This window comes from Methyloglobulus morosus KoM1 (assembly GCF_000496735.2).
In the GTDB taxonomy this organism is placed as follows: domain Bacteria; phylum Pseudomonadota; class Gammaproteobacteria; order Methylococcales; family Methylomonadaceae; genus Methyloglobulus; species Methyloglobulus morosus.
Map to the genome: position 1 here is coordinate 1 of NZ_AYLO01000101.1, position 11039 is coordinate 11039.

Below are 11039 nucleotides of genomic sequence, written 5' to 3' on the forward strand. Positions count from 1 at the left end.
GGCGAAAAATTGTCCAGTAATTTTTGAACCTTGGGATAGCAAAAGACGGCTAATTTGATCGATGGATAACTAGGGCATGGAATCGTGTTAAATTGATCGGGCGTTATCATTAACAGTTCATTGCCCTGCTCACGGAGCGTTTTGCAGGTATTATCAATGGTTGTCACAACCCCATTAATTTGTGGATGCCAAGCATCGGTGATAAAAGCAATCTTTAAAGGCATATTAGATTTTCATCGTTGGTTTATTACAAGCATGTTAAAGGATGATTGTGAAGAAATGATTACAACCCTGTCGGGAGATGCGATTCATGATCCATTTCTAAATTGAATGGCCCCGCATATACTTGGGATCGATGAAAGCCAACACGGCTTGTAAACCGGATAACGACTTCCACTCGCGATGGGGAATACGCTATGGCTGAGCTAAAAAAGGATTTTGGCCTGAAAAAAGAAAGTCCCAAAGCCTGAAGAGGTAGGCTTTGGGACTCCAAGAACGAATCAGCCTATAAACAAGGGGAAAGGAGGCTGATTAAACGTCTGTTGCGGACGTTCATTAATGTGACTGAGGATGCCGGAAAAAAGTTCCAAGCCGATTCATAAAAATTTCCCAAAAATTTAATGTGCCTCATCCCAGTTATTTCCCACACCAATATCAACAATCAATGGAACGGTGAGTTCGGCGGCATTGCACATGAGCGATCGGATGGTTGTTGAATATTCGGTTATTTTGTCTTCGGCGATCTCAAAAACCAGTTCGTCATGCACTTGCATAATCATAAGGGCATCGGCGTTATCGGCTATTAACCATTGGTCGGTGGCGATCATGGCGCGTTTGATGATATCGGCGGCGGTGCCTTGCATCGGTGCGTTGATGGCGGTGCGTTCGGCGTATTGGCGGATTGCCGCGTTCTTGGACTTGATTTCCGGCAGGTACAAGCGCCTGCCGAACAAGGTTTCCACAAAGCCTTGTTCCCGCGCCTGCTCGCGGATGTTGTCCATGTACAGTTTCACACCCGGATAACGGGCAAAATACAGGTCGATATAGGATTGTGCCTCGCTGCGCGACAAACCCAGTTGTTTTGCCAGGCCAAATGACGACATGCCATAGATAAGGCCGAAATTGATGGCCTTGGCGGAGCGGCGCAGGTCGTTGGTCACTAGCTCGGGTGCAACACCAAATACTTCCGCCGCTGTCGCACGATGGACATCCAAGCCTTCGTTGAAAGCATTGAGTAATCCTTGGTCCGCCGACAAGTGCGCCATGATACGTAATTCAATTTGCGAATAATCGGCAGCGACTATTTTATAGCCCGCAGGTGCAACGAAGGCTTGCCGAATTTTACGGCCTTCTTCACTTTTGATCGGGATGTTTTGTAGGTTGGGGTCGGTAGACGAAAGCCGGCCCGTCGCGGCGACCGCTTGATGGTAAGAGGTATGTACCCGTCCGGTTTTATCGTTAATTTGCTGTGGCAGTTTATCGGTATAAGTCGATTTGAGTTTGCTCAGCCCCCGATACTCCAGGATCAAGCGCGGCAATTCGTAATCGACCGCCAAATCTTGCAACACCGATTCGTCGGTTGAAGGTTGTCCGGTCGGAGTTTTTTTCAATACCGGCAATTTTTGCTGGTCGTAAAGGATTTCCTGGATCTGTTTGGGTGAACCAATATTGAACGCCCGTCCGACCAAGTTATGGGCATGTTGCTCGATGGAGACGACCTTACTGGCAAGTTCCAGGCTTTGCTGCGCCAGCATGGCGCTGTCGATCAGTACGCCATTGCTCTCGATTCTTTCCAAAACAGGAATCAGCGGAATTTCCATTTCCGCATACAAGGCATACAAGCTGGGTATTTGTTGCAGTTTCGGCAGCAAACATTGGTGGATTTGCAAGGTGATGTCCGCATCTTCTGCCGCATAGGGCGTAGCTTGCTCGATAGCCACTTCCTGGAACGGGATTTGTTTGGCCCCTTTTCCCGTCACGTCTTCGTAATGGATAGTATTAATCCCCAGATAGGTTTTGGCGATGTCGTCCATATTGTGTTTGGTGGCGGTGCTGTTCAAGACATACGATTCCAGCATCGTGTCATGGGCGATACCGCGCAGGGTGATGCCATGGTTCGCGAGGACGTGCGCATCGTATTTGATATGCTGTCCGAGTTTGGATTTATCGGGATTTTCTAGAACGGGTTTTAACTTTTCCAGCACGTCAGCACGGTTTAATTGTTCCGGTGCGCCAGGGTAAGAGTGGCTTAAGGGCAAATAAGCCGCTTTTCCTACTTCCACCGCAAACGACACGCCCACGATTTGCGCCTTGCTGTAATCGATATTGGTGGTCTCGGTGTCAAACGCGAAGATTTCAGCCGTTTCTAGTTGTTTCAGCCATTGGTTAAATTGTTGTTCGGTCAATATCGTTTCATAACTGGACGCTACTTTCTCGGGATTTTGGTTTGCTGCTTCGGGTTGCGGTACTGATTCAGCCTTATTCGCCAATTGCTTCAACCAGGTAGAAAAACCCAGTTCTGTCAATAATCGGGTCAATTCAGGAATATTGGCCGGTTGTTGATGGCAATCTTCAACGGAATAAGGTAACTCCAGGTCGCACACTATCGTCGTCAGTTGCTTGGATAAGGGCAGATGATCCAGGCTGGCGCGCAGGTTGTCGCCGATCTTGCCGCCAATTTCATCGGCATGCGCCATGAGATTGTCCAATGTTTGGTACTGTGCCAACCATTTTGCCGCCGTTTTCGGGCCACAGTTAGGTACACCCGGAATGTTGTCCACGGTATCGCCCACCAGGGCCAGATAATCGATGATTTGGTCGGGACGAACACCGAATTTGTCGATCACGCCTTGAATATCCATGCGGGTATTGGACATGGTGTTTTCGAGGATAATATGTTCGTTCACCATCTGCGCCATGTCCTTGTCGCCCGTGGAGATGATGATTTCATAGCCCTGCTGTTCGGCTTGTTTAGCCAACACGCCCATGACATCGTCGGCTTCTATCCCGGATTCGATAATCAACGGCAAGCCCATCGCCCGGATAATCTGATGTAAAGGTTCAATTTGCACCCGCAAATCGTCCGGCATCGGCGGGCGGKGCGCCTTGTACTCGGCATACAACTCATTGCGGAAAGTCCCGCCCGGCGCATCGAACACCACCGTAATGTAATCGCTGTGATAGTCCGCAATCAGCTTACGCAACATATTCGTCACACCGTGGATGGCGTTGGTCGGCACGCCTTGCGGGCTGGTCAGCGGCGGAATGGCGTGATAGGCGCGGAACAGGAACGACGAGCCGTCAACCAGGATGAGGCGTTTGGAGGTGTTTTCGGGCATTTAGGTATATCCAAGGCTAGCGATTTTTAGTGTTGTTGATTTTACCTTGAACGATTTGTTTTTAATGCAGCTATTTCAAGTTTCCTTATTTGAAAAAATCGCCCAATTCGATGTCGCCATGATCCAGCCGCCGCATTTTATGGCGGAAATTATGGCCGTAGTCGCCGGTTAGAACCGGATTATGCCGATGCAATATTGCTTGCAGTCGGCAACTTAGAAATGACGATATGCGACGACCCAGAACTCTATCAAACCGCGATAAGGTTAAGTGTTGAATTAAACCATCATCTATTCGATACTTTCTACCACGCAACCGCCCTAACTACCAAGGAAACTACCCTTATCACCGCCGATGAAGCGTATTACCGTAAAGCGAAGGATTACGGGCAAATTTTGCTTTTGCAAGATTACAGAATTTCCATAAGTTAGAAAGATTTCTTAAGCCAGATGGTACAGGGCTTTTCAATTTTTCAAGACGACTCAAGCTTACCAGATTAAATCAACATCATAATGGCTAAAGACAGTATCGGCACTTACCAAATGCAGATTTTCAAGTTTAGCCTGAGCTAAAATCATCCTGTCGAACGGATCGTTATGGTGTCGCGGCAACTCATTTAAGGCATAAATATGATCGGTTTCAATGGGCAAAATTAGCAGGCCATTGTTGATGCGTTGTTCCTGAATTAACTGATTCAGCGGTAGGGAGAGTTCAAGCTTTCCAAGTTGGAACTTGATTTGGATTTCCCAGATGCTCGCCATGCTCAAAAAAACTTCATTATTGATATCGTAATAAGCATCCAAAATTTTTGGGGAAATTTTATCTGGAGTAAGTCTTAGCCACAGAAAAACATGCGTGTCGAGCAACAAGTTCACGGCTCACCTAACCAAAAACTATCCGGCAAGGGCTGGTCGAAATCGTCATGGATAACCATTTTTCCTACATATTCGCCTACCGTTCTGTTTTTAACCTTTTGCTTTAGCTGTTGTTTTCGTAAAAACAACACAAAATCAGATACTTGTTTTTGCATCTCAGGCGGTAATACTTCAATCTCATGTAGCAATTCTTGACTCTGCATTGGCTTATTCCGTTCAGTCGACATGAATAGTGTAAATTAGCTTGGTAGGTAACAGTAGTTTTATTATCTGCCCTTAAAGGCATCCAGCATGTCGTCAAGCAATGGCTCAAAAAAGCTGGCGGGGATTTCAAACAGCCCTTTTGCCAAACCGATAGGCCGTTGCTTAATTGGCAGTGATTGGTGTTCTTGCAATAACCCTAAGCGAAAGTAATGCACCAGACCGTAAATCTCAGCCAGTTTATCATCGGGAATTTGCTTGATTTCGGCAATAATTTTTTCTTGTAACATGGCTCTTTCCTATTAAATAAACCTAAAGCTGCCACTGTTAAGCTGATACCAAATAAGTATTTGCGTATCAATCAGATAATTCATTCCATATACTCTTTCAAGCCATCTAGCGGGTCATTAAAATCATCTGGGATATTGTAGTTTTCTCCCTTCAAAGAACCTAATCGTAGTAGGCTGCCGGCCTGTCGTTTGCTTGATGATACTTCAGCTTCGTCAAGAAATGTGGCTAACACCTCTATTTTTTTCTGGTCGGCGGCTCTTCTTGCAAAACGATATGGCCGTTTTCGTAGATGCCTTTGATTGCGGTGTACATCATTTTCTCCTATAAATATTTACGAATAATCGCCTGCTTTTTTCCGGGGTACAGCGGCGGCGGTTAAACACAGTATATTGTTGGGGTTCGTTCCTTTTATGCTGTAGGTACACCCACAAACTACATTATCCAAACTAACTGCGTTTTAACAACATTGCCTGCGTTTTTGCAGGGTCGGCGGTGAGTATGGTTGATGGATAGTAATTTAGCATCGAAATGTTGGGAATCATGCTATTCACCCCAACGGGCTAAACCTCAGATTCTAGGTCTTTATCCATGTTAAAATACATTTGGTAATTTTTGTATTACCAAAAAATAGCTACAATCCGTTCATATTCAATCATATGGTGCTTTTAAGGTGTCAGAATTTCGAGCAAAAATAGGCGAAGCAACAACAGGATGTCCGACATCGTTGCTAGATTTTGATTACGGAAATCCGCGCCTGACAACAGGTGATGATCTATCTACGCATGATGAAAAAAGCATGATTTGCTCATTGCGCGACATTGCTGCTCTGGAGGAGCTGATTCAATCAATATGTAACAACGGTTATTTTAATCTTGAACCTTTAATCGTATGGGGAGAAGAGTGCGGCCCATTTACTGTTTTAGAAGGTAATAGAAGGCTCGCAGCTATCAAACTCATTAAAAATAGGGAATTAGCTAGAGAATGTAAAATTTCGCTGCCTCCTTCGATATCTCAAAAAACACTCGATTCTATTGAGCACATAAGTGTCTGGCGGGTTGAAAAAAAAGAAGATGCTCAAGCCTTTATCGGTTTTAAGCACATCAACGGGCCTTATCGTTGGGATGCTTACGCCAAAGCTCGCTACGTTGCCGATTGGTATAAAAAAGAAAAAAGTAGTGGCTTAACTATAGAGTCTATCGCAAGGCAGCTAGGTGATGATAACGACACTATCCGCGCTTACATTGGTGCTGTTTTAGTATTGGAACAAGCTGAAGAGGAACGTTTATTCGATATAAAAAACCGATACAATAAAGGTCGATTTGCCTTCTCGCATTTATATACCGCATTGGGTAGAAACGAGTATCGAGATTTTTTAGGTCTAGCTAAAGGTTGGAATCAAATACCTGATGAACAACCGATAGAAACGAACAAAATACCGCAACTTAAAGAAGTTTTAAACTATCTTTTTGGCTCAAAACAAGACAACCATCCACCTTTGATAAAAAGCCAAAATCCTGACCTTAAAAATTTGGGTGAAGTTTTGACGCATCCGGTTGCATTGCAAAAAATTAGAGGCGGAACCGATCTTAAAGCCGCCCATAACGAAGTTCGTGATGCCGGGGCTGTTTTTAGCGAAGCATTAGTGCAGGCAAGTATTAAAATTGACGATGCCATCATGTTGCTCGCAAAATATGATGGCTCAGAATCTCTGCTTTCAGTGGCTAAAGAACTGGTAGAAAAATCAGAAACATTATTCCTAACGATGCAGCGTAAACATGATAAAAGTAGCAAGTAACATTTAGGTTGCAATGATTGAAACGCCGCTAGCAATACTTCCTCTGGATTGTGATGCACAAGAACTTTGTGATTGGTTTGAACTGTATACTCTATCGTCTGAATTTCACTCCGCAAGCTTTAGCGAACTTTCGAGAAGTTGGGATAAGCGAAAAAACTCTGAAAATACTGATTATCAGGCATCGATAGGGTCGACAGAAGATCAGTTTTTAGAAGCTATTTTTCAAACTGTTCGTGAGAGGAGTGAATATTTGGGTGATTGTTATCCTTTTAGTTTTAGCGATAACGGGGAAGAGCTTATTTTTAATGAAACCACGCTAAATGATGGTTCTATTATCTATATTTTTTGTTTGTTCATAGCAAATACAAATAATGAAGTGATTTTCGATGATGACTCATTCTTTACTATCAATAATCAAGTAAGAGATTTATTCCAAGCTTGTGCTACATGGGCTGCTGCTGGCGAAGTTGAAGGACACTCTTATTCGTTTGGTTTTCCTCGGCCAGATCAGTCGAGTTTTCTACCCAAACTTACAGCAATTTACCAACATTTTTCTGATGGTAACGTAAGAGATACCCTGCTCCCAGGAGTTTCCATAAATCCAAAAGACGAACAAATGGATGTGATCGCTTGGAAACCAAGGCGTGATGGAGCAGCCGGAACTTATTATTTATTAGGGCAGGTTGCAACTGGGCAAAATTGGAATTTTAAAAGTGTAAAAGGAGCTATTGATTTTTTTCATAAAATTTGGTTTGCCCGACAACCTGCTAGTACGCCTACACCCGCAATATTTATCCCCTTTAATGTTTTGCCAACTAAAACCGAATCGCTCCAAGAAAAGCTTTTTGTTTTAACTTACCAGTTTGGGAATATTTATTATCGGTACTGTATTCCTTATCTTGCCCAAAAGGGATTGGAGCTAGCTAGAGCCAATGCAAACTTGACTATTGAACGACTTAATGACATCAATATAATCAGTACTTGGGTTCAGGAAGCAATCAAAAATTTTCGGAACGCTTGTGTCTACGCTTAATATAAAAATAGTAAGTCCACTGCGCTATCCTGGAAGCAAGGCGACTTTCCTGCAAGTTGTGTTTGATTTCATTGCCGCCCATAAATTACAGGGGAAAGAAATTGTAGAACCTTACGCGGGTAGCGCTATTGTTTCACTATCACTTGTTGCTAATGGAATTATTAAAAAGGCTACATTGGTTGAAAGGGATCCGCTTATCTATTCTTTTTGGAAAGCTGTTTTCAATCACACTGACGCGCTGATTTCTTCCATAGAAAATGTCGAGGTTAATATTGATTCGTGGCATTATTTTAGGGAATTTCTTAAATACGACCAACCTGAAGAAGGTCGGATTCCTGAATTGGCTTTGGCTGGTCTTTTTCTCAACAGGACAAATTTCTCTGGTATTCTCCATAGTGGTCCAGTTGGAGGTAGAAACCAAAGTTCAATATATAAAATAGATTGTCGCTTTAACAAAAAAGACATCATCTCAAGAATCCAACAAATTTCAACATTAAGAGAATCAATTTCTGTTGTGTTTGATGATGCTCTCATTTTCCTTAGTAAGATACCCGCGCAAAATAACGACACACACTTTTTCTACATCGACCCGCCCTATTTTAAAGAAGGTCATCAGCTTTATCGGTATCACTATAAAACAGTTGACCACAAGCGTCTCTCTGATGTCCTTAGAGTTGCTACTTATCCTTGGCTTCTTAGTTATGACAAACATGAATTTATAAAGTTACTTTATGATGGGTTTCCGCAAAATAGTCAAAATTTCAGGTATATGTCAAAAATTCCCAAGATTGAAAAGGAATTAGTAATTACAAATCTGCAATCAGGATTAACAGAAAAAAATACCCATTTAAAATCCTTGAGCAATGGAGCTAATAACTCAATTCAACTAATTGTTTGAAAACATTTTAGTATCTCGTATATTGGGTATATTGTAGGTTGGTGCTAACGCAAGGAAGTCCAACAATCTAGCCCGGTTAAATTAGGCGCACAAAACAAATCACGCTAAAATTTCAACCAGATGACCCGTAACCCAAGGCCATAGTTTACATTTTCATGCGGCATAACACGCTAGGCTATTACACCCTTGATGCTCGATGGGTTCATGTCGGCTTGCATTATGGTTGGGTTTGCAATAGCTGTAAGCTCACGTCTTACGCTTTACATCAACAATATTAGGCAGTTGGCTTATGCGGCTTAACACGAGGCTTAATTGGCGGGTGTTTTCAATCTGGATGGTCAGGTTGAGGACGGCGGAAAAATCGGGGTTGGTTTCTAGTGCGGCGTTGGAGATATGGATATTGGCTTGGCCTAACACCTGGGTGACGTTATTCAACAAATGTCGGGCATTGTAAGCGCGGATGACAATCGGCACGGAATGGCTGGCTTTTTGCGTTCCCCAGAATACGGGAATGAGTTGGGTGTGCTTTTCCGGGCTGAGCTCGGTTAGGTTGTTGCAATCTTTACGGTGGATTGTGATACCCCTGTGATGCGTGATGTAACCCATGATGTCGTCGCCCAGCACGGGCATACAGCATTGGGCAAGCGTCGTCAGCACATTGTCGATGCCTTCGACGGTAACGACGGATTTGGTTTCAGGCTTCTTTTTGATGGTCAGGGCGGGCTGGGGTTCCAATTCCGGTATCTTAAAAAACGCTGCCAGTTGCCGACTGTTGATGTCGTTACGGCCTATCGCTTCGAGTAAGGTATCGGTGTCGGGTTGCTTGAAATGTAAGGTCAACTCTTTGATATTGAATCCTTTTAAACCTAAATGCTGGATTTCCCTGTCGAGGATTGTTTTGCCGACAGCAATATTTTGATCCCGTTGCTGGTGCTTGAACCAGCTTTTGACCTTTCCGATGGCATGGGCGGATTTCAAATAACCTAAATTAGGGTCTATCCAGTTGCGGTTGGGGCGGATGTCTTTGGTAGTGAGAATTTCGACTTGTTCGCCGGACTTTAAGGCGTAAGTCAACGGGCAAATGCGGCCATTCACTTTTGCGCCACGGCAGCTATGCCCGATTTCAGTATGGATGGCATAGGCAAAATCCAGCGGTGTTGAGCCCTTGACTAAGTCGATCAGTTTTCCTGCTGGAGTCAGCACATAAACCCGATCATGGAACAACTCGCTGCGAAAATCTTCCGTAATGTTTTCATCATTGTCTTTTTCTTCTAATAATTTACGTAAAGAGGCAATGCTTTTGTCCAGCGCCGCATTATGTTTGCCGCCTTCTTTGTAAGACCAGTGCGCGGCAACGCCCATCTCGGCAAATTCGTGCATTTCTTTTGTGCGGATTTGCACCTCAATACGGTTGCCTTGGGGATCGAGAATGACGGTATGTAACGACTGGTAGCCATTTTCTTTGGGATTGGCGATGTAATCGTCGAATTCCTTAGGTATAGTTTGCCATGCGCCGTGTACGATACCCAAGACGGCGTAACAGGAGGTCAGGTTATCGACGATCACCCGCACCGCAAGCAGGTCATATAGTTCGTCGATATCCAATTGTTTACGCTGCATTTTTTTCCAAATGCTGTAGATATGCTTGGGGCGACCGTAAATCTCGGCCTTAATCCCTTCGCTATCCAAATGCGTATGCAACACTTGTATAAACTGCTCGATGCAGGCTTTCCTTTGCTCCCGTTTGGCGGCTAGGGATTTGGCTATCTTGAGATAGATTTGTGGCTCCAGGTAACGGAATGCCATGTCTTCCAGTTCCCATTTGAATTGGTGTATGCCTAAGCGGTTGGCAATCGGCGCGTAAATGTCCAAGGTTTCCTGGGCAACGAAATGCCGGATTTCATAAGCTTCTTTCGGCAAGATGCGTAACCGCTTGATCCGATATGCCAGTTTAATCAGCACCGCCCGCATGTCTTGGGTCATGGACAACAACATCCGGCGTAGCGTTTCCGCTTGATTGGGATGGTGCATCATGTCTGTGGAATACACGTTAAGCTTGTTTAACCAGTTGATGTCTTTGACTAAAGCGGCAACCGTTTTGCCGAATTCTTTGGCAATGTCGGGTTTAGGTTTCAATTCCTCCAGGCGTGGGTCGCTCAATATGGCCGCGAGTATTGTTTCTACATCCACCTTAAAATCCATTAAAATGGCGGCGGTATCAACGCCTGTAGGGCGTTGATAAGGCAAAGGCTCCGGTATTTGGGCAATGATTGCCAAGGCACGTTCGATTTTTTCGCTGTCTTCAGCCGAGAAGCCACTGAAAATTTGCTGGGTAGAGGAGTGGGTCTTTTGCATCAATCTTTCTTAAAGGATTCGGAAATCAAGGCAGGCATGGTAGGCTAATGCCGAAAGTATAGAGTAAGAAACATTTGATTGGTTTCAAAGGATTGTTTACTAGAAAGGTGATTTATTAGGTAACTGGTTACTTAAGGATAAGCAATAAATTATAGATTCGGCCTTGTGAAGTATTAAGTTTCCGTTCGCCTTGAGCCTGTCGAAAGGCGGTGTGTGCTTCGACAAGCTCAGCACGAACGGTTCGGACATTAAAAG

General features: G+C 44.1%; 9 protein-coding genes and 1 pseudogene. 4 read left to right on the top strand and 6 right to left on the bottom strand.

Going from position 1 to position 11039, the window contains the following annotated elements:
* Both MGMO_RS20655 and polA read right to left on the bottom strand, forming a co-directional pair.
* Positions 1 to 224 (bottom strand): annotated as a pseudogene (locus tag MGMO_RS20655) (glycosyltransferase family 1 protein); the annotation flags it as partial.
* 393 nt (positions 225 to 617) lie between these two features.
* Positions 618 to 3338 (bottom strand): DNA polymerase I, encoded by a 2721-nt coding sequence (polA, locus tag MGMO_RS13390; protein ID WP_023495594.1) that lies wholly within the window; start codon positions 3336 to 3338, stop codon positions 618 to 620.
* 219 nt (positions 3339 to 3557) lie between these two features.
* Between polA and MGMO_RS13395 the strand changes: the two genes are divergently transcribed.
* Positions 3558 to 3767 carry a PIN domain-containing protein gene (locus tag MGMO_RS13395; protein WP_023495595.1) on the top strand — a complete coding sequence of 70 codons (210 nt, stop codon included), beginning with the start codon at positions 3558 to 3560 and terminating at the stop codon, positions 3765 to 3767.
* 57 nt (positions 3768 to 3824) lie between these two features.
* Here MGMO_RS13395 and MGMO_RS13400 read toward each other — a convergent pair whose 3' ends face one another.
* The 3 genes from MGMO_RS13400 to MGMO_RS13410 all read right to left on the bottom strand — a co-directional run bounded on the left by MGMO_RS13400 (position 3825) and on the right by MGMO_RS13410 (position 4702).
* Positions 3825 to 4211, bottom strand: coding sequence for a type II toxin-antitoxin system VapC family toxin (locus MGMO_RS13400; RefSeq protein ID WP_023495596.1), 387 nt, complete (start codon positions 4209 to 4211; stop codon positions 3825 to 3827).
* Complete coding sequence (locus MGMO_RS13405) at positions 4208 to 4414, bottom strand: DUF2281 domain-containing protein (RefSeq protein WP_023495597.1); 207 nt, start codon at positions 4412 to 4414, stop codon at positions 4208 to 4210. The genes MGMO_RS13400 and MGMO_RS13405 overlap by 4 nt, the downstream gene beginning before the upstream one ends.
* Positions 4415 to 4477: 63 nt before the next feature.
* The gene (locus tag MGMO_RS13410; RefSeq protein ID WP_023495598.1) at positions 4478 to 4702 is read right to left on the bottom strand and encodes a hypothetical protein; all 225 of its coding nucleotides are present in this window, start codon (positions 4700 to 4702) and stop codon (positions 4478 to 4480) included.
* 671 nt (positions 4703 to 5373) lie between these two features.
* On the opposite strand from MGMO_RS13410, the gene MGMO_RS13415 reads away from it, so the two are divergent.
* From MGMO_RS13415 to MGMO_RS13425, 3 genes are read left to right on the top strand one after another with little or no spacing between them, the layout of a single operon-like run.
* Positions 5374 to 6498, top strand: coding sequence for a ParB/Srx family N-terminal domain-containing protein (locus tag MGMO_RS13415; protein ID WP_023495599.1), 1125 nt, complete (start codon positions 5374 to 5376; stop codon positions 6496 to 6498).
* 13 nt (positions 6499 to 6511) lie between these two features.
* Positions 6512 to 7531, top strand: coding sequence for a hypothetical protein (locus tag MGMO_RS13420; RefSeq protein WP_023495600.1), 1020 nt, complete (start codon positions 6512 to 6514; stop codon positions 7529 to 7531).
* Entirely contained in the window at positions 7518 to 8429 is a 912-nt protein-coding gene (locus MGMO_RS13425) for a DNA adenine methylase (protein WP_023495601.1), read from the top strand. Before MGMO_RS13420 ends, MGMO_RS13425 begins: the two co-directional genes overlap by 14 nt.
* 246 nt (positions 8430 to 8675) lie before the next feature.
* On the opposite strand, the gene MGMO_RS13430 is transcribed toward MGMO_RS13425, so the two are convergent.
* A complete protein-coding gene (locus tag MGMO_RS13430) occupies positions 8676 to 10784 on the bottom strand; it encodes a RelA/SpoT family protein (RefSeq protein ID WP_023495602.1) in 2109 nt (702 codons plus the stop codon).
* Positions 10785 to 11039: the final 255 nt, after the last annotated feature.